We start from the raw sequence: 19500 nt of genomic DNA, 5'->3' as shown, positions 1-19500 counted from the left end.
ATCTACGAATTAATTCCGAAGCGATCGCCAAAATACAACCGATACAAATTGCAACTAATTTCTACTTCATTCCCGGTTAAATGTATTAACCCCATGCTGTATAATTTATACGCCAACATTGGTTCTAGTTGTATTTTATCTCTTGTAATTACTACTTTTTTTAATGCTTCCGCCAATTCAAAATGCTGTTGAATAATCTTCCAATATCGCCGCAGAAAGCTACTATATATTCCTGCTTCTGTAGGAGCAGATTGCAAAAATTCTTCAAGGCTGATTGTGGTATTATTCTTGAGATAAGAGAAAGCCTGTCCGAGCAAATAGGGATGTCCTCTTAACATAGACATCAATTGTTGTATTTGCTCATGTTCCCAAAAAATTCCATATTGTTGAGCTAAATCATTTACCTGTTCCGGCGTTAATTCTGGTAATTGTACTAGTTTACCGACATTAAAAGGCGACTCATTGACATTCAAAGGCACGTATACTTCTGTTGAGTGGACGACTATTAACCGCATTTTTTGCCAAATACTACAAGTTTTCGCCAGTTCGTGCCAAACTCGTAGCAGTCCAAAGAATTCAGAGGCTACTTGCTGATAAGGAAAAATCCGCTCTACTTCATCCAAGCATAATACCAATGGACTAAGCGATTGTGGTAATAAATACTCTTCAAAATAGGCAGTGCAGTTTAATTTACTGCTAGACTCATCATCCCAGTAATTAGCGAGTTGGTTCGACATTTTCAATCTTTTACCAACACTGACACTGAACCACTGTAAAAATTTATCTAAATTGGTAAAGTGATCTATTTCTGCATAATGTAAGTTCAAGAATACAGTCCGATATCCTTCAGATGCTAACTGCAATAAAATCTTTGCCATCAGTGAGGTTTTACCCATCAATCCAGGTGCTTTAATCAACAGTAGCGCACCAGCTTGGCGTAGTGTTTGCTCACAAATAGATTCAGTATAAGGACGCTTTACATAAATGAAGTTCTCTGTATCTGGCTCGTCTGCAAACTCTGGCAATGTAATATTGTTAATGTTGGGGTTAAAATCTGCTATCGCTTGCCAATCCAGTCCCAATTTCTGGCAAATTTCTTGAAAATTTAGACAATCAATAGGCTTACCGTTAAGAAATTTTCTGACTGTATCCAGACAAACTCCTACATCTTCAGCCAAATCTTTTTGACGGGGATAACCCTGAAGTTGGACAGTTGTCTTAACTTTGTCAATACATTCTTTACGAATTTTTACTGAGCGTGACATAACTGGGTTTTCTCAGCAAGATGCTCAGATCATACCGTTTGTTTCCAGTGGTACTGCTTACTCATTAATAAGTCAGTTACAAGTCAGCTAATCAGGGGAAAATCCTACAACACAAGCAAACATGAAAATCTCTTCCCCGAACGCGAGTGCGTCTCCGTCAGAAGAATTCCCGCTCCCTGATTCCCGATCCCCGATCCCCATTTTCATCCTAGTCATCACCCAAACATGCGATCGCGATTATGGGGAGCATCAAAATCAATCAGTGGCCCTTTCGGAACAATGCGAGTCGGGTTGACTTTGGGATGACTCCGGTAATAATGTCGCTTGATGTGGTCTAAATTACAAGTTTGTTTTACCCCTGGCTGTTGGTACAAGTCTTTGAGATAATTCCACAAGTGAGGATAATCTACGATCTGACGTAAGTTGCATTTGAAATGCACATAATAAACCGGGTCAAAGCGAAACAAAGTTGTGAACATACACCAATCTGCTTCAGTAACTTGATCCCCACATAGATAACGTTGCTCTCCTAAAACTTTTTCCCAATGATCAAGAGCATCAAATAATTCTGTTACCGCTTCATCATAGGCTGCTTGCTTAGTTGCAAATCCCGCCCGATACACACCATTATTAATCGGTTGGTAAATAGCATCTATTGTTTCGTCAATAACTTTTTGTAAATTTTCTGGATAAAAGTTTATATTATTCTGAGCAAGATGATTAAACTCAGCGTCAAACATTCGGATAATTTCGCGGGATTCGTTATTGACAATCGTATTCTTTTGTGTATCCCACAAAACAGGAACTGTGACACGTCCGCTATAGCTGGGATCAGCTTTGAGATAAATTTGCCAGAGATAATCAGCACTGTTGACAGTATCAGGAATGCAACCTGGTTCATCTGCAAACTCCCAGCCATTGTCGTGAATTTCGGGAGCAACCACAGACATCCCAACAATATCTTGCAGTCCTTTGAGTTGGCGCATAATAGCAGTACGACACGCCCAAGGACAAGCCCAGGAAATATACAAATGATAACGCCCTGCTTCAGCCTGGAATCCACTGGAACCATCGGCGGTAACTTTGTTGCGGAAAGTGGTAGAAGGACGGATAAATTTACCTGCTGAGTCTTCCTGTTCCCGTTGGGATAGCCACTTACCATCCTTGAGAATTCCCAAACTCATTGTTTTTCTCCTTTGATGATGTTAAGGGAAAGGGGATAGGGGATCACGGAGCGGGGATCGGGGATCATGGTAATAAATCAACTACTAACCACTATCTACTATCCACTAACCACTAACTATTCCTCGTTAAGAATTTTTGGCACTTTGAAAAATTCGCCTTCTTGTTCTGGCGCACTTTGAAGAATTGCTTCGCGATCGCTATATGGTTGAAGATCGTCGGCGCGTGTCACATTGCTGACATCGATAGCCCGTGTTGTGGGTGGTACGTCGCTAACATCTAATTCACTGAGCTGCTCAAAATAGTCCAGAATACTAGCCAGTTGAGTAGTGAATTGTTCTTCCTCTTCTGGTGTCAATTCTAAACGAGCAAGATGGGCTACTTTATGGACTTGTTCGCGATCGAGCATAAAATTTTAGTCAATGGTCAATAGTCAATAGTCATTGGTCATTGGTCATTGGTCATTGGTCATTAATTTTTTACAAATGACAAATGACAAATGACTAATGACTTAAAAGAATACATCAATTTGCATTCTACCTGTAGTTTTCAGCCAGTTTTGGGCTTCGATGTAGTTGTTGGGAGCAAGGCGAATGGCTCTCACCCAATAGTCAGCAGCTTTGTCAAACAGTGCTTCGCCAGCGTCTTCATCTCCTGCTTCTTTGGCTTTTTCGCCTAAATAGTGATAAATGACGGCGATGTTATTTAAGGCTTGAGGTAAGCGAGGATTGTACTCTAGTGCTTGATGATATAACTCTAAAGCTGTTTGGTGTTCGCCGTTACTAGCATAAATTAATCCCATGTTGTAGAGTATGTAACCGCGATCGAGGGAATCATCTTCTAGTTCTAAAGCTTGCTTATAGTTGTCTAAAGCTTCGGCGTATTCTCCTTCTGATTGCGCCGACATTCCGTCTCGGTAATAAACAAACGCTTCTTTTGCTCTTTTGTTCGCTGGCAGAACCTTCAGGATTAGGTCTGCCATAACTGTAAAGGATTTATCAATAAAATTATCGTTTTTTTGAGTTCTTGGCATATAACGCCTCTCATTGATGTTGGGCTACTGGCAGGGGTTTTTTAACTATTAGCTAATTTAACAGTTATCAGTTGTCAGTTATCAGTTTTATAACTTTCACCTGATTTAAGTTTTGAGTGGGTTAATGCACTCACGGCTATTATTTTTGGGGCTATTTACCAAGGTTGTGACAGGATAGCTAGTCATCGTCTCTGAAGGATAGGGGTGCAGTAGTGGCTGTAGTAATTCCCCATCATGAACTTGAGGATCTAGCCATAAATCATAATTTTCCTGTTGGAGAATTACTGGCATACGATCATGAATCTGTTGCAGTAATTCGTTAGCTTGGGTTGTCAAAATTGTACAAGATTTTATCTGTTCTTGTTCTGGTGATTGCCATTCCTCCCACAGCCCTGCAAAAGCAAAGGGTTTTCCGTTCAACAGACGAAAATAATATGGCTGCTTTTTACCTTCTTGTTTTTGCCATTCGTAAAAGCCATCTGCTACTACTAAACACCGTTGGCGCTTGAAAGCGCGACGAAATGCTGGTTTTTCGGCTACGGTTTCAGATCTAGCATTAATGAGCTTTGCTCCCATGCTTTGATCTTTAGCCCATGAAGGTATTAAACCCCAACGTAATTGCTGAATTTCACGTTTGTGAGCTTCACAATTATACAAAACCACCAAGACCATTTGCGTAGGTGCAATGTTATATTGCGGCTTGAAATCGGGAATTTTTTCGACTTCAAAAATTGGGGTTAAAACTTCTGGAAATACGCTTAAAGTAAATCTTCCACACATTGTTTGATCCTTGCAAATAAATCGAATTAAATATTTTAATGATAAAAATAATACCTTGATAAAATTTATTTTCCAGAGAATTTATTTTGTCTGGAATTGCGACATTTATCAAAAAATTCTTCTGTTTATAAGTGTTTTTGAAATATGATTGTATTTTACTGCATCATAATTAATCAAAACCTTCATCTCGCAATATATTGGCATGGAAACGCTAAGATTGTACGATTTTTTACCTTCAGGTAATGGCTACAAGATACGTCTTTTATTATCACAAATTGGTATGCCATTTGAGAGGGTAGAGGTGAATATCTTGAAAGATGAGACTCGAACACCAGAGTTCTTAAGCAAAAATCCGAATGGGAAAATTCCAGTATTGGAGATTAAACCAGGTAAATATTTGGCAGAATCAAATGCCATATTAGTTTATTTGAGCGAAGGCACAGAATTTTTACCTTATGACCGCTTTTTACGAGCGCGAGTAATGCAATGGTTGTTTTTTGAAGAGTTCAGCCTTAAGCCTTTTATTGCGCCATTGAGATTTTGGATTTCTGTACTAAATAAACCAGAAGAATACAAGGAAGCCATAGAACAAAGACGTGAATCTGGTTATACAGCCTTGAAAGTGATGGAAAATCATTTACAGACTCATAATTTTTTTGTTGACGAACGTTATACTATTGCAGATATTGCCTTATTTGCTTACACTCATGTTGCTGATGAAGGCAAATTTGATTTGAAACAATTTCCTGCTATCCAAGCATGGATTGAAAGAGTAAAAACCCAACCAAGATATATTTCAATAAAAGAAGAAGTACAGCATTGATTTTTCTTAATTATTTGCATCTACCAACTCGTTTTATAAGCTCATGCTTGAAAACGAGTTAATTTTTTATGAAGAGTATTTCAATAGTTGTTGCTGTAATGCGATCGCCCTGTCATATCTACCATATCTTAAGTAGGCTAGGCATTACCGACTTATAAGTGAATTCGTGAATCATACCTGCCTGACCCTCCATTTTTTTCAATAATTGCTATTCTGGCTTAATCCTCTTTTAATAGTTTTCTGCTCTACAAATCTGTGTCTATTTCAATGAGATTTTGTCTTGATGAGACACCAGATTTAATTCTAATTCTAGATTTAGGAACATCAAATTTTTCAGATAAAATTTTTATTAATTCTTCATTTGCTTTACCATCAACAGGAGGCGATTTTAAATGTATATTGAGACTGCGATCGCTAGTTTCTTCAATTTTTTGAACTTTTGAGTTTGGTTTAACTTTGACTTTTATTTGCATAACCTTTTCTTTGTAATAGTCGCAGCCACCACCAACCAAGAATACAGCCGATTACATAATGAGGAAAATCCCACCAAACAAAAGTTGTACCAAGCAATAATTTACCTATTAAAGTAGCACGAATTTGCTCTAATAAGGGAGGATGCCATAGTTGTAGAAATTCTAATATACAGGTAATGATAAAGACCCATAGAGGAATTTGGATAATAGCTTTTGAGCTACGGAAAAATATAAATACGAACAAGCACCAAAAAATTTCGTAAAAAACAGCAGCCCCATAATAATTGAACCATTTATGAGCAAAACCAGTATAGTATTTAAATAAAAAGCCCATCACTGTAACGATGAGCAAAGAAATTGTTATATAAAAGCTTTGTGTTTTTTTTGACACGATTTTCTCTGATATTAGGGAACGGGGATTGGGGAAGGTGGGGTCCCCTCTGGGGATAAGGGGAAGGTAGGGGTTTCCTCTGGGGAACTCGGGGCCCCCACTCCCCCCAAGGGAGTGGGGATTAGGGGCGAAGGGGTAATGGGGATTGGGGAACAAGTTCTTAATTTTAAATTTTGAATTTTGAATTGATACGCCCTCCTTGTCCCCAATCCCTAATCCCCGATCCCTTTCATTATGGTTGATCTGGATTACCGTTACCAATTACAGAAATTTTGTGTCGGTAGACTAATTCTCCACCGTACCAGCCGGAAATACCAAGAAGTGTTGCTACAACTACTGAGATTACAAGTCCCCAAGGTAATACAGCCGATATTGGATGATTCCAACGTAATACTAGGTTGATAATTGTCAGCACCAAAGCACTCACATTCAAAATTAAGTGCGCCCAACCAGCAGTACGCTTGCGGACTCGTCCTATTCTCAAAAAGTCTAAAAGTCCCGTTAGGGCTGCTACAACACCACCCGCCAAGCCAGCAGTGATTAACCAAAAAGAACCCCTCGCCCAAAAACTATCATTTGTAAACCAGAAAACCGCATCAGTTAACAAAGCCCCTACAAGAAATGCAATCGGGAATTGCACAAGAATCGGATGGATGGGATGACCTGCAACTGACACGGTACTAGGTATACCAGTATCACGAAACTCTCTATCATCACTTTCTAAAAAAGCTGGAATATTGGGATAGGGTGTAGAGTTTCTTTCTTGAGTATCCATAGTTTCACCTTTTAAGAATTGAAGTAACTTTATACTGAAGGGATTTGTTCAACTAACTGGCTAGATAAACTCATTTCTACAGTTTTATCGATCGCCTGTTCTCCCTAGTTCAGGATTTTCAGACATTATGTATCAATCTCCACTTCCATTACCCTTGAGTTAATCTAGAAAAGTGGTAAGGAAAATTTATCTATCTGGCGGTGGAAGTGTAGTTTTAGTAGTAATCTATCTGAAAGTATAAATGTGTCTTAAATTTTAAAATTATCCTAAGAATTAAATTTTTACTTCCTTAGTTTTGGGGTTATCGTTCAAAAGAAAGATGGTAGTCTCTAAATCTGTTATGTAACCTGAGAAAAGTAAAGAGAACAAAATTTTTAGAGGAGAATACAACATGGTTGTCACTTTAGATGACACTAAGCGTTCTGCTATTGCCATGAAATTGGCAGATATGAAAGCAATTCAAGAATTGATCATCCAAAATGAAGAACAGTTTGTAAGAGAAATTGTTGATAGCGAAATGCATGATCGCATTCAAAAAATGCTCGAAGATGATCGTAAAAACAAGGGTGTTTTGGAAACAGTTAATGTCCAATATGGCATTCAAGCCGAACCAGAAAAAACTATTACAGAAATGGTTAATAAGGTTCGGCAATTGATGCAAGGGTCTGAATTAAGCCTGTATGAAAAAGTATTCCAGCATGAATTATTAAAGCATCAACAAGTAATGTCTGGTTTGACAATTCACAAAGCAGCACAAAAAGTTGGTGCAGATGTGATGATGGCTATTGGACCTTTAAACACTGTTAACTTTGAAAACCGCGCTCACCAAGAACAGCTTAAAGGTATTTTAGAAATCTTGGGTGTTCGTGAACTCACCGGACAAGATGCAGATCAAGGTATTTGGGGACGTGTACAAGATGCTATGGCAGCATTAAGCGGTGTTGTTGGTAGTGCTGTCACCCAAAGTAGTGATAAAAGCGATATGAACATTCAAGATGTCATTCGCTTGGATCACAACAAAGTAAATACTTTATTCACTGAATTGTTGGCAAGCAACAATTCCTATAAGATTCAAGAATACTTTGGTCAAATTTACAAAGATTTGAGCGCTCATGCTGAAGCCGAAGAAGAAGTAGTCTACCCAAGAGTACGTTCATTCTACGGTGCAAACGATACTCAAGAATTGTATGATGAGCAAGCCGAAATGAAGCAGATGTTAGAAGAAATCAAGGCTATTGATCCTTCTTCTTCTCAATTTAAAGATAAAATTAGACAGCTAATGGATGCTGTTGGCGATCATATACGTCAAGAAGAAAGTACAATGTTTGCTGCAATTCGTAATAACTTGAGTAGCACTGAAACTGAGCAATTAGCTACCCAATTCAAAGCTGCTAAACAAAGAATCCAAGAGAAAGCAGCTAAGTAACCTGAGTTCGGGATAAGCTGAAACCTTGATTCTGTCGTTGGTTTTGAAAGCCTGAAACCCTTATTTTCTCGTTCAAGCGATCAAAATTGAGTCCTTAACCCGAACTGAAGTTAAGTAATTAGAGTCTAGTTTACTAGTAGCAAAATAGTTAATAGCTGCAATTAATGTCATCACTTTGGATCACGATACGTTGTAGGGGTTTACAGCCGTACGCCCCTACGGCATTTTTTTTAACAAAATATTAATAACATCAATTACAAAATAAAATCACCTATATCCCGCAGCATTTGTAAAAGTTCAGTTAGGGCTACTTACTATAAACCGTTAAAACTAGTAGAGTGTCAATTTTGATTTGAGGGATGATGACAGTCGCTTCGCTCCAAGTAAAAAGTAAAAAGTAAAAAGTTAAAAGGCACTCATAAAAAACTTCAGTTGTGGGTATCAAGCCCACTTAAACACTCATAATTTTACCGAGACACGTAGTGCAAGGTAAAAGGTGTCCTTTTTTCAAGCCCACTGATAAATCTGTGGGAATCTTTCTTTTTACTTTTTACTTTTTACTTGTTTTGACAGTGTACTAGTTAGTGGTCTGTTTCATTAATTTTGATGAGTTGCGGGTGTTAAGATCCCCGACAACTTTTGCGAAGTTGGGGATCTATAACCTCTCAGAATTAATGCGATGAACTACTAGTTTTTATTAACTTCTTCAGCCATCTTGCGGAAATAGTCCATTTTGGGATCGGGACGGCGACGAGCAGTGATGGAAGGTTCTGGAGCATTCTTTGGCTCCAGCTCGGTTATTTGCTTGCTTTGAGATGATTTGATGCTGGTTGCATCATTGGTTTCTAAGAAATAACCAGACTTGGAGAACCCAAAGATCCTACCTAAAAAACTAAATACCTGGGAAAAGATGTTTTTGATCAAACCGAAAAACTGATATAAAAGGGCTTCTAGACGAATAAAGAAGTTTCTAATTATTTGCGTTAAACCAGACATGGCAGCGCCTCCTGATTGCAGCTTATTATTATTTTGATTTATATCACTTTTCTTGTCATGTTCCTATCGAAGGACACAGAACCGTTACTGGATACGAACATGGAAACGATGAAGTTGCGATCGCATATTGGGGAGGATGATATATTGCAAATCCAGACATCCAATAGTTTTAACAGTACTTAATCGCAGTTGTTTCCCTAATAACTGTATATTTGAATCCATGACACGCCTGGGAAGTTATACCCATGACAACCAGCTACAGCATGGATGGACAATGAAAAACAATACTTCACGTCGTGCAGTTTTACAAAGTTTGATTGCCAGTGCAATTATTATTGGGTTTGATGTAAGCAATCGTATTTGGGTGACATCCGCCAGTGCCACATCTAGGTTTGAAAGTTTGCCACCTCTAGATGGAGTACTTTATACCGATAATACAAAACTTGCTGCTGTCAGTGATGACTTTGGTCATATTGTGCATCGTCAACCAATTGCCGTACTAGAACCAGGTTCAATATCTGATATTATTCGCATCATCCAATTTGTTCGCACTTACAAAATAAAGATTGCTGCACGCGGTCAAGGTCACTCTACCTACGGTCAGTCACAAGTAGAAGCAGGCGTAGTCATTAATATAAGTACGCTGAACAAGATTCACTCTATTGTTGCAGACCGAGCTATTGTTGATGCTGGGGTGGTGTGGAGTAAGCTATTACAACAAACATTGCCGCATTCGTTGACACCACCTGTTCTGACTGATTACATTGAACTTTCCATTGGCGGTACTTTATCAGTAGGAGGTATTGGCGGCGCAACTCATCGTTATGGCGTACAGATTGATAATGTCTTGGAAGTTCAAGTAGTAACTGGTGAAGGTAAGCTTGAAACCTGTTCAAAATTTCAAAATCGCGACTTATTTGAAGCAGTACTGGGTGGGTTGGGTCAATGTGGAATCATCGTTCAGGCAACAATTAAGCTTATCGCCGCAGCTACTAATACTCGTGTGTTTCTTTTGTTTTACGACGATCTGGCTACTTTTACTCGTGATCAACGTTTACTCATCAGTGATCAAAGGTTCAACTATGAAGATGCATAGAAAGAACCCCACCGCCTTCGGCACCTCCCCTTACCAAGGGGAGGTTGGGAAGGGTTAAAATAATGTGCAGCTTTACAGAGAATTGGTATCACTATCGGATTGTAGATGAAGAGAATTTTTTGAACTTAAAAATTCTGCGTGAACATGGTTTGGTAAAATTTTTTAACTAGTAATACTTTCTTAAGTTAAATTATGTTTAAAAAATTAGGAGCAGGAATTGGTTTTGGAATACTACTTGCTGTAAATCCTATAGTTATAGGTGAAAATAACAGTCCAAACTATCATTGCCTTGTATTCTGCAATTGAATGTTTTTTAATAGTTATTTTTAATTGAGCGAAAGAGGTAATTAACAATGGCTTTAAAGCTTTTACAGATTAATTTCCCTTTTCATGGCCCTTGGAAAAATGAGATGGCACAAGCATATTCAGAACTGGCGCACAAACTTTCCGAAACTCCAGGTTTGTTGTGGAAAATATGGATAGAAAATTCAAATTATGGAGAAACAGGAGGAATTTATTTGTTTGAGGATGAATCATCATTAGATACATTCCTCACAGAACATTTAGCGCGTTTAAACTCTTTTGGAATTGAGAATATCAGCGCCAAGAAATTTGATGTTAATGAACCGCTAACTCAGATTACCGGAGGAAAGCTGAAACAGTGAAGTTAAATTTCCCAGAATTAGCGATCGCTAATTTCTTGGTATAGCAACATTTTTCAACACACTCATCGGCCCATATTGTTTGAGAGTCTGCATTTGTTGCTCGTTTCGTACAAACAAAGTCCCAGCAAACCCTAATGAGTTGACTGGTATAGACGCAAAACATTCTTGCGATCGCGCTACGAGCAGCATCCATTCTCGTGTTACCAAAAGATTGTAATCTCTAGATTGTGTATTTTCTAAACCAACTGCCTGTAGCAGAGAATGATAACACTCTAACGTTGCCTCAGCAGCTGTAAATGGCGATCGCTTCCACAGAAAATCTAGGGGGACAAAAGCATGTAAAAAATCAAATCCTGGGATGATTGCGATGGAATTGTGAAATTGAGCTGACTTGAGGAGAGATTCAATAGGTATTCGTACCCCAGTAGTTGTCAGTGGTAATGGCACAAGTTGCAAATGCTTGTGTCGCTGACTAGCACCAGCAATTTTACTAGAATTGTAGAATGTCAACCCATCAAATTGAGCCATACATGCCCACATCGCGGCAAAATCTGCTAATGTCAGTAAACTTTCTTGTTCTTCAAAGGCACGGGTAATTAGTAGAAGATGATATTTTGCAACGTTATATTTGTTCAAAATACACACATGGGTATCAGAAATATCTACAACAAATAAATCCTGCTCGTAGGGAAGAAAAGGATTAAAATCTTTTGCAGCAAAACCGTTTTGTGTTTTTGGTTTCTGCTTGACTTCATCCTTACGAGCAAGGTTAGACACAATCCGCACCAAAAAGCAAACACCATCTTGTTCAACAAATTCCGAGTGTGTCGGTATTGAAACCATAGCATTGGTAGCAAGAGCATGTTCAGTCTGCTGTTTAATCCTTGTCCAGAATGTATCAGCTTGCAATAATATTTTTCCCTGTGCCATTTGTTAAGGTGTGAGTTAATACCAACCAAATTTTATATTATGTTCATTTGAGGGATTGAGGATGGGGGACAAGGAAGAATGCTTAATTCCAACAACCAATAAATTTTGGTCACAATTGCGGGAAACTATAGAAGCAGAATACTTAAGAGAGAAGAATTTATGAGTTGGACGAAAGTTCTTGGAACTGATGCACTTTCACCTGGTGCGCGACAAGTGGTAACAGTTGGTAGCCGGAAAATTTTGTTGGTTAATCACGAAGGTCAATTTTATGCAGTAGATAATGCTTGTCCCCATCTGAAATTATCTCTCAAAAAAGGCAAAATTGTAGATGGTGCGATCGTTTGTCCTTGGCATCGTAGCGCTTTTAATCTCTCCAACGGTGAAGTCAAAGAATGGATCACATGGCCACCTGTAGTGAATAAGGCCATGGGTATGGTGTCACAAGAAAAACAGTTACCAGTTTATCCTGTACGTGTGGAAGATGGAAGTATCTTGGTTGATGTAGGAGATTGACATCTCTACGGTGTACACACAAGAATTACCCCCCTTAATCCCCCCTTGCAAAGAGGGGAAACTGTTCCCTCCCCTTTGCAAGGCTACGGTGTACACACAAATCTAGGTTGAGCGCATCTGTACCGCCTCGGAATAAATTCCGAGTCTCATAGCGCAAGTCCTCTTCAGAGGACTCAAAAAAAAGTTTGTTCCAGTCCACTTGAGTGGACTTTCGCTATGAGCCTGGAACTTTAGTTCTAGGCGGGATACAGTTTCAACATGAAAAATTTTGACTTGTGTGTACACCGTAGCTCAACCTCCCACCCCCCTTTCATCCCCTTTCAAGGGTAGGGATTTTGTATTTGGTCATTTTTTGACTATTTCAGCCGATTTAAGAATCCGGAAACGACCAAACCACGTTGAACATTTGAGAATTTTCTCAACTATTTTCGCTCTGCTAAAAACCCTACCCATGAAAGCCTCCGGAACGCTTGCGCGAACGGAGCATCGCTTGAATAAGGCTTCAGCGAAGACAGCACTTATAAGAAATTTTTCGCAAAATTAAGCGCTTCTTAACGCTACAATGGGGTCGAGTTTAGCAGCACGACGAGCAGGAACAACGCCAAAGAATAAACCTATACCACCAGAAACGCCGACTGTAAGACTAATTGCAACAACGGAAATGCCTGCATCTAATGGTGTTAAAGCTGCTACTAACAAAATACCACCGATACCGATCGCAGTCCCAATTAAACCACCTGCTGCTGAGAGAATCACGGCTTCAATGATGAATTGTAATAAGATATCTTGCTGGGTTGCACCAATTGCTTTTCGCAGTCCGATTTCTTGAGTGCGTTCGGTGACGGAGACAAGCATAATATTCATGATACCGATACCGCCGACAATCAGGGAAATAGCTGCGATCGCGGCGAGCATGATTGTCAATGCACCTGTGATCTGTCCAACAGTCTGCAAAGCATCTTTTTGAGTGCGGATTGTAAAATCGTCTTCGCTGGTAATTTTGTGTCGTAGGCGAAGCAAATTTGTCATTTGAAATTCTGCTGCGTCTACACTCTGACCATCAGTAGCCGAAGCAACAATATAATCTAAGCCAATACCATAGGGAGAATTTCGTCCTATCAGTCGGTTTGCAGCTGTTGTCAAGGGTATCAAGGCTGCTTCATCATAATCAGCACCGACGCTGGAACCTTTTGCTTCTAAAACACCAATGACTTGAAAACTAGTATTTTTTATTCGCAGTTGAGCGCCAACGGGGTTACTACTACCAAATAGTTTTTCTGCTAAATCAGCACCCAACACAGTAACTAGGTTGTTGCGCTTCATGTCTACTTCAGTAAAAAAGCGTCCTTTAGCAGTTTCAAAATCTCGTACTTCAGGAAATCCAGGAGTTGTACCAATAATATTGACGTTGGTGTTGCGGTTACGGTAAATCACCACTTGTCTTCTGTTCAATTCTGGTGCAACTCCTGCTATAGTTGGCACTTGAGTTGCGATCGCATCTGCATCAGCCAAAACGAGAGTTTTCGGTACTTCAAAAGAAATACGCTGAGTTTCCTGATTTCCAGGAAGCACAAACAGCACATTTGGCCCCAAAGATTCTAACTGCTTATTAACGTACTTTTGTCCAGCTTCACCAATACCAATCATGGCAATTACCGAAGCATTACCAATGACGATACCCAACATGGTGAGAGTGCTACGTAATTTATTAGACAGCAGGGTTTTTCCTGCCATTTTGATGCTTTCTGCTAGGTTCATTTTTGTTCTTTTGCTTGCTGTTCGCGTTTATAGTCTTTGGGTGGGTTGAGAAATACGCGATCGCCTTCTTTAACACCAGACATAATCTGAGTCTGATCTTTGACCTGCGCTCCTACTGTCACTGAACGGAACAGGGGTTTATTTTGAGCATCTGGGACAAGTACTCCAGTTTCACCTTTCTCAGTCACAATGGCTACAGTTGGTACTACTAAGGCATCGTCTACTTGATCCCCTAAAAACGTCAAATCAACATTTAAGCCGGAACGTAATTTTTCTTGACCCGTATTAATCGCTACTCGTACTTGGAATAACGTCACACCTTCTTCCTTGACGGCTTCGGGAGCAATCAGGCGTACACGACCTTTAAAGACTTGATCGGGGTAAGCATCGGTAACAATTTCTACCTGTTGTCCTTGTTTAATTCTGCCAATATCGGCTTCCGGAACTTGTGCTAATACCTCTAAACCCTTAGCTAGAGCCACGATGGAGCTGGAAGTAGCCGAAGCGCTCGAAGAAGCAGAAGTAGTCGGTGCTACATAAGCACCGTCGTTAGCATATTTTTGGGTGACAATTCCTGCAAAGGGAGCGCGGATGACGGTATCTTGTAAATTCACCTGAGCCGACTTTAATTGTGCTTCAGCAACAGCTACTGCTGCTTGACGTTGAGCAATCACCTCTGGGCGTGTACCGTTTTCTAGCAACTTTAACGCGGCTTTGGCTTCCGCAACAGCAGCTTTTTGACGATCAATTTCTTCAGAACGAGAGCCATTGCGTAGCTTTATGAGTTCTTGTTTGGCAGCTTGGAGACTAGCTTGAACTTGTTCGAGGTTATCTTTAGCATTTCGTTCTTCAGCCAATGCTTCATCCAAAGAATCACGAGATATCGCTCCTTGGGAGACTGGATATTCTCGGCGCTTGACTCGTAGAGATGCTAATTCCAAACGAGAACGAGCTTGCTGCAACTGTGCTTCAAATTTATTAACGTCCGCTTCTGCTTGAGCAATTTCTTCTACACGAGTTCCAGCTATAGCTTCGTCAAGTTGGGCTTCGGCTTGTGCTAAACGCGCTTTAGCTTGGACAATTTCTTGGGGGCGACTCCCAGCTATAGCTTCGTCAAGTTGTGCTTTGGCTTGTTGTAAGCTGGCTTGGTATTGCAGAATTTGGGTTTTGACATTTGCACTATCCATGACAGCAAGAATTTGTCCTTTCTGGACGCGATCGCCTTGTTCAACCTTTAACTCTGCAACAATTCCTGGTTGTTTCGGGCTAATATTCACACTTTGATCTGGCACTACCTTACCACTGGCAGTAATCCGCAAAGTCACATCTTTTGCTTCTACAGGAATAGTAAGTGCTGCAATATCTTCTTTACTTGCTCCCCGATTCACCAGAGTATAAGTTGTGGTGCCACCAACAACCAAAATACCAGCTGTAACTAGCCCAATTAGCCAACGTTGGGGATGCTTTATTTTGCCAATAACGGGAATTTCTATATGGGTATTCATTACAGCAGCCTTGAGAAATAACTTCGATTTCAGGATGATAAAGGGGGAGTAAGGAAGAAATATTGATTAAAAATATTTATCTGTTGTAGGCAAGATCATTAACTTTCTATAGAACTTAAGTTCTGTTAACATTCATCTTGCGTAGGAAAGAGTATGAGTATAAATAGTGAACTTATAGTTTCTTAACTTTATTTGATGTTAACCTTTCCCAAGTATTCTTCACTTCACCTGAATGGGTGACTTTAGGTAGAAAAAATCGGAGAGCGGGGATTGGGGACAAGGGAGAGTGTGGGGAGACTTAATTTAACAAGTCTCTTCCCAATCCCCATAACCCCTTATCCCCTCCAGGGACCCCTACCTTCCCCAATCCCCAATCCCCGATCTCCATCAAGATTTTGGATTTTGGATTTTAGATTATTAGGATAATATTTGACGCTAATCTAAAATCTAAAAGTGGATGTCCAGATCTAAATCTCAAATCCCAAATCAAAATACTATGCAAGCTGGTACAAAATTGCAGGGTGGTAAATATACCTTAGACCAGGAAATTGGTCGAGGTGGCTTTGGTATTACTTTCAAAGCTACGCATGACTTTTTAAACCATGTAGTGGTGATTAAAACCCTGAATGAAAAGCTCAGACAACATCCTGATTTTGCCAAGTTTGAGCGTCAGTTTCAGGATGAGGCTAGACGTTTGGCTACATGTGTCCACCCCAATATTGTCCGGGTCAGTGATTTTTTTGTCGAGACTGGGTTGCCATATATGGTGATGGAATACATTCCCGGTGATACTTTAGGTGAGGCTTACATTTTACCTGGAATTCCTCTACCAGAGGCGACAGCAATTCATTACATTCGTCAAATTGGGGCTGCTTTGCAAGTGGTGCATCAAAATGGTTTGTTGCACCGAGATGTCAAACCGGATAATATTATTCTCCGCCAAGGAACTCAGGAAGTAGTACTGATTGATTTTGGTATTGCCCGTGAATTTAATAGTGGGGTGAGACAAACTCACACAGGTATGGTATCTGAAGGCTATTCGCCAATTGAACAATACTTGTCACAAGCAACGCGCACACCTGCAACAGATGTTTACGGTTTAGCAGCAACATTGTACTCATTTTTGACGGGACAAGTACCCATGCCTGCATTGTTGCGCGATCGCGAACAAATGCCTACACCCCGTGAATTGCAACCTCATTTAAGTGCAGCAGTCAATCAAGCTGTGATGCGTGGTATGGCAATTGAAGCCAAGTTTCGTCCCCAAACAGTGGTAGAGTGGTTGAAACTGCTACCAGGAGACGTAACAAATCACATACCAATGCCAATGGTGACATACGCAGTACCAACTATTGATTTATCTGCCCAGTTGCACGAGGAAAAATTACCTCAAGAAAAAATAACAAATCAAAAAAGAATTTCATCACTGTTTGCAAAGATTACTCCTTTTAGAAAAAAACTGCGATCGCCAAAAGTACTTCTGGGTACTGGTGTAGCTGTTGTTGCTGCAACCGCAGGTTTTGGTATAACTAGTATGTTGAACAAGCCTCAGCCACCATCCCCCAAACCAGTTTTTGAACAGCCTAATCAAAGTACTTCAGCAGAAATACAATCCACGAATTCACCTTCTCCCACACCTTCTGAGACTTCCCAATCAAAAATCAACTCTGCATCCGTCTCTACTTCTTCTCGGCGACGCAGGCGCAATCGGCGTTCTTCCGAATCAGAAACCTCGACTCGCAACACCAACACTATAGAAGAATCAAGCAAAAATAATTCCACCACAGAAGAATCACAAGAATCACAACAGAAACAATCCCCAACACAAACACTATCACCCACTACGCCTGATAATTCTTCATCACCGTCTCTAGTGGAAAAACTGCGAGAATACCGGAACTCTCGTCAAACTTCTTCTACACGTTCACAAACTCAATCACCATCTCCAATAAAATTGAAACTTGCCCCACAACCATCACCAACCAAAGATTCTAGTTCAGTGGTTGTACCAATCTTGCCAAATAGGGGTTCAAAACAGTCAAATCCACCAGAAGTAGTAGTTCCAACACAGGAACTTAAGCAAAATCTTAATCTGGAGAGTCAGTTACAACAAAAACTCCAAAAACGAACCAAAGAACAAACAAGCGAGGTAATACCACAGGATAATAATTAACTATTGGCGAGAGTTGTCATTGGTCATTGGTCAAGGTTTTAATGATGTTTATCTAAGTTTTGCGATCGCAACTCCTCACATCCATCCCATCTACATATATTGATAAATTATTAATATCTGTAAAACCTGACTAAATTCAGGCTTGATTTTACGAGGCGAAGGGTTTGGAAATGTTTACTGCATCAGAGACTCCTATTATTGCGACAATCCTATTAGTCGCTTTCGGAATCTTGGGTTGGGGCTTTTATCGTGCCAGACCCTATGGCAAGCTAGGAATCTTCGCCTGGTTACAGTCAGTGGTTTTAATGGCTCCCTGGCTAGTGTTTTTTGGCTTATTTGCTGCCGGGATTTACATCAATATTGTAGCCATCCTCTTGTTACTTGTGGTTTCTACCGCAATTTACATCTATCTGGGCAGACAGTTAAGAGCAGCTGGACAAGATGTAATTCTCAGACAACGGGCGACACAAAAGCTATCTGAACAAGAATCTACTTCGACATCACAAACAACACCGATGGTTGAATCTGTAGAAATAAAACTGGAAGTTCCGCCAATTCCAGAAGCAGATTTGAACGCTATCAAAGGTATTTTTGGTCTGGATACATTTTTTGCCACAGAAACCATTGCGTATCAAGAAGGAGCTATTTTTAAAGGTAATCTGCGGGGAGAACCAGAAATGGTTCACAATCGTCTGACTACTAAGTTACAGGAAACTATTGGTGATAAATATCGCCTTTATCTGGTGGAAAACACAGATGGTAAACCAGTGGTGATTGTCCTACCCAGCCGTAATGATCCGCGCCCGATGACCTTATCGCAAAAAGTCTTTGGAATTATTCTGCTGGTAGCAACCGTAGTCACAAGTTTAGAAGCGTCGGGCATTTTACAAGGTTTTGATTTATTTGCCGATTTTGGACGGTTACAAGAAACTTTGCCTATTGGTCTGGGGCTTTTAATCGTTTTACTGGCGCATGAAATCGGTCATTGGTTACTTGCCCGTCGTCACAATATCCGCCTCAGCTGGCCCTATTTTCTCCCAGCTGTGCAAATTGGATCTTTTGGAGCAATTACTCGGTTTGAGTCTTTGTTACCCAACCGTAAGGTATTATTTGATATCGCTTTGGCTGGGCCAGCTGCTGGGGGGATTGTGTCTGTAGTGATGGTGATTACGGGATTGCTGCTTTCTCATCAAGGTAGTATGTTTCAATTACCCAATGAGTTTTTCCAAGGTTCGATTTTGGTAGGTAGCTTGGCAAAAGTTGTGCTTGGTTCGGCTTTGCAGTCACCATTGGTAGATGTGCATCCCTTGGTGGTGATTGGTTGGTTGGGTTTGGTAATCACAGCTTTAAATTTAATGCCTGCTGGACAACTTGATGGTGGTCGGATTGTCCAAGCCATCTACGGACGCAAAACTGCTGGTCGGGCGACCTTTGCAACTTTAATTTTGTTGGGATTAGTAGCTTTGGGTAATCCTTTAGCGATGTACTGGGCGATCGTGATTTTGTTTTTACAACGTGATTTAGAACGCCCCAGTTTGAATGAAATCAGCGAACCAGACGACGCCCGCGCCGCTTTGGGTTTATTGGCTTTATTCTTAATGATTGCGACTCTGTTACCCCTGACTCCCGGTTTAGCTGGGCGTTTGGGAATTGGATAGAAAAAAATGATGAAGCATGAAGCCTGAAGAGTGAAGGGTGAAAATAAAAATTTTATAC

20 protein-coding genes are annotated in these 19500 nt (G+C 40.2%); 7 read left to right on the top strand and 13 right to left on the bottom strand.

Annotated elements, in window-relative coordinates:
- Positions 1 to 2: 2 nt before the first annotated feature.
- The 5 genes from AC5JMK_RS06075 to AC5JMK_RS06055 all read right to left on the bottom strand — a co-directional run bounded on the left by AC5JMK_RS06075 (position 3) and on the right by AC5JMK_RS06055 (position 4260).
- Entirely contained in the window at positions 3 to 1265 is a 1263-nt protein-coding gene (locus AC5JMK_RS06075; protein ID WP_096672793.1) for an AAA-like domain-containing protein, read from the bottom strand.
- Positions 1266 to 1480: 215 nt separating this feature from the next.
- Positions 1481 to 2449, bottom strand: coding sequence for a glutathione S-transferase family protein (locus AC5JMK_RS06070; RefSeq protein WP_096672791.1), 969 nt, complete (start codon positions 2447 to 2449; stop codon positions 1481 to 1483).
- A 116-nt stretch (positions 2450 to 2565) separates the two neighbouring features.
- On the bottom strand, positions 2566 to 2856 hold the full coding sequence (gene gatC, locus AC5JMK_RS06065; protein ID WP_016860287.1) for an Asp-tRNA(Asn)/Glu-tRNA(Gln) amidotransferase subunit GatC: 291 nt from the start codon (positions 2854 to 2856) through the stop codon (positions 2566 to 2568).
- 102 nt (positions 2857 to 2958) lie between these two features.
- Positions 2959 to 3480, bottom strand: coding sequence for a photosystem I assembly protein Ycf3 (locus tag AC5JMK_RS06060; protein ID WP_096672789.1), 522 nt, complete (start codon positions 3478 to 3480; stop codon positions 2959 to 2961).
- Between the two features lie 105 nt (positions 3481 to 3585).
- Positions 3586 to 4260 (bottom strand): SOS response-associated peptidase, encoded by a 675-nt coding sequence (locus AC5JMK_RS06055; RefSeq protein ID WP_495909653.1) that lies wholly within the window; start codon positions 4258 to 4260, stop codon positions 3586 to 3588.
- 202 nt (positions 4261 to 4462) lie between these two features.
- On the opposite strand from AC5JMK_RS06055, the gene AC5JMK_RS06050 reads away from it, so the two are divergent.
- Positions 4463 to 5083, top strand: a complete 621-nt coding sequence (locus AC5JMK_RS06050) for a glutathione S-transferase family protein (RefSeq protein WP_096672785.1) — start codon at positions 4463 to 4465, stop codon at positions 5081 to 5083.
- Between the two features lie 245 nt (positions 5084 to 5328).
- Here the strand turns inward: AC5JMK_RS06050 and AC5JMK_RS06045 are convergent, their stop codons facing one another.
- The 3 genes from AC5JMK_RS06045 to AC5JMK_RS06035 all read right to left on the bottom strand — a co-directional run bounded on the left by AC5JMK_RS06045 (position 5329) and on the right by AC5JMK_RS06035 (position 6722).
- Positions 5329 to 5556: a DUF167 domain-containing protein gene (locus AC5JMK_RS06045; RefSeq protein ID WP_096678654.1), complete on the bottom strand. Its 228-nt coding sequence runs from the start codon at positions 5554 to 5556 to the stop codon at positions 5329 to 5331.
- Positions 5534 to 5947, bottom strand: coding sequence for a ribosomal maturation YjgA family protein (locus AC5JMK_RS06040; RefSeq protein ID WP_096678652.1), 414 nt, complete (start codon positions 5945 to 5947; stop codon positions 5534 to 5536). Before AC5JMK_RS06040 ends, AC5JMK_RS06045 begins: the two co-directional genes overlap by 23 nt.
- Before the next feature lie 232 nt (positions 5948 to 6179).
- The gene (locus tag AC5JMK_RS06035) at positions 6180 to 6722 is read right to left on the bottom strand and encodes a DUF2231 domain-containing protein (RefSeq protein WP_096672783.1); all 543 of its coding nucleotides are present in this window, start codon (positions 6720 to 6722) and stop codon (positions 6180 to 6182) included.
- 391 nt (positions 6723 to 7113) lie between these two features.
- Between AC5JMK_RS06035 and AC5JMK_RS06030 the strand changes: the two genes are divergently transcribed.
- Positions 7114 to 8148 carry a hemerythrin domain-containing protein gene (locus AC5JMK_RS06030; protein WP_495909652.1) on the top strand — a complete coding sequence of 345 codons (1035 nt, stop codon included), beginning with the start codon at positions 7114 to 7116 and terminating at the stop codon, positions 8146 to 8148.
- Between the two features lie 687 nt (positions 8149 to 8835).
- On the opposite strand, the gene AC5JMK_RS06025 is transcribed toward AC5JMK_RS06030, so the two are convergent.
- Complete coding sequence (locus tag AC5JMK_RS06025) at positions 8836 to 9144, bottom strand: threonine dehydratase (RefSeq protein WP_096672779.1); 309 nt, start codon at positions 9142 to 9144, stop codon at positions 8836 to 8838.
- Positions 9145 to 9228: 84 nt separating this feature from the next.
- Positions 9229 to 9366: a hypothetical protein gene (locus tag AC5JMK_RS06020; RefSeq protein WP_495909651.1), complete on the bottom strand. Its 138-nt coding sequence runs from the start codon at positions 9364 to 9366 to the stop codon at positions 9229 to 9231.
- Between AC5JMK_RS06020 and AC5JMK_RS06015 the strand changes: the two genes are divergently transcribed.
- Positions 9365 to 10240, top strand: a complete 876-nt coding sequence (locus tag AC5JMK_RS06015) for an FAD-binding protein (protein ID WP_495909650.1) — start codon at positions 9365 to 9367, stop codon at positions 10238 to 10240. The genes AC5JMK_RS06020 and AC5JMK_RS06015 overlap by 2 nt on opposite strands.
- 353 nt (positions 10241 to 10593) lie before the next feature.
- On the top strand, positions 10594 to 10905 hold the full coding sequence (locus tag AC5JMK_RS06010; RefSeq protein ID WP_495909649.1) for a monooxygenase: 312 nt from the start codon (positions 10594 to 10596) through the stop codon (positions 10903 to 10905).
- Positions 10906 to 10932: 27 nt separating this feature from the next.
- Here the strand turns inward: AC5JMK_RS06010 and AC5JMK_RS06005 are convergent, their stop codons facing one another.
- A complete protein-coding gene (locus AC5JMK_RS06005) occupies positions 10933 to 11835 on the bottom strand; it encodes an ATP adenylyltransferase family protein (protein ID WP_495909648.1) in 903 nt (300 codons plus the stop codon).
- A gap of 159 nt (positions 11836 to 11994) precedes the next feature.
- Here AC5JMK_RS06005 and AC5JMK_RS06000 point away from each other — a divergent pair, with 159 nt between their 5' ends.
- Complete coding sequence (locus tag AC5JMK_RS06000; RefSeq protein WP_096672773.1) at positions 11995 to 12348, top strand: Rieske (2Fe-2S) protein; 354 nt, start codon at positions 11995 to 11997, stop codon at positions 12346 to 12348.
- A 540-nt stretch (positions 12349 to 12888) separates the two neighbouring features.
- On the opposite strand, the gene AC5JMK_RS05995 is transcribed toward AC5JMK_RS06000, so the two are convergent.
- Both AC5JMK_RS05995 and AC5JMK_RS05990 read right to left on the bottom strand, forming a co-directional pair.
- On the bottom strand, positions 12889 to 14106 hold the full coding sequence (locus AC5JMK_RS05995) for an ABC transporter permease (RefSeq protein ID WP_096672771.1): 1218 nt from the start codon (positions 14104 to 14106) through the stop codon (positions 12889 to 12891).
- Positions 14103 to 15611, bottom strand: coding sequence for an efflux RND transporter periplasmic adaptor subunit (locus AC5JMK_RS05990; protein ID WP_096672769.1), 1509 nt, complete (start codon positions 15609 to 15611; stop codon positions 14103 to 14105). The genes AC5JMK_RS05995 and AC5JMK_RS05990 overlap by 4 nt, the downstream gene beginning before the upstream one ends.
- A 457-nt stretch (positions 15612 to 16068) precedes the next feature.
- Here AC5JMK_RS05990 and AC5JMK_RS05985 point away from each other — a divergent pair, with 457 nt between their 5' ends.
- The gene (locus AC5JMK_RS05985) at positions 16069 to 17784 is read left to right on the top strand and encodes a serine/threonine protein kinase (RefSeq protein ID WP_495909647.1); all 1716 of its coding nucleotides are present in this window, start codon (positions 16069 to 16071) and stop codon (positions 17782 to 17784) included.
- A 170-nt stretch (positions 17785 to 17954) separates the two neighbouring features.
- Positions 17955 to 19442: a site-2 protease family protein gene (locus tag AC5JMK_RS05980; RefSeq protein ID WP_096672767.1), complete on the top strand. Its 1488-nt coding sequence runs from the start codon at positions 17955 to 17957 to the stop codon at positions 19440 to 19442.
- Positions 19443 to 19500: the final 58 nt, after the last annotated feature.

This window comes from Pelatocladus sp. (genome assembly GCF_059505505.1).
This window is presented reverse-complemented; position numbering and strand designations above follow the sequence as displayed.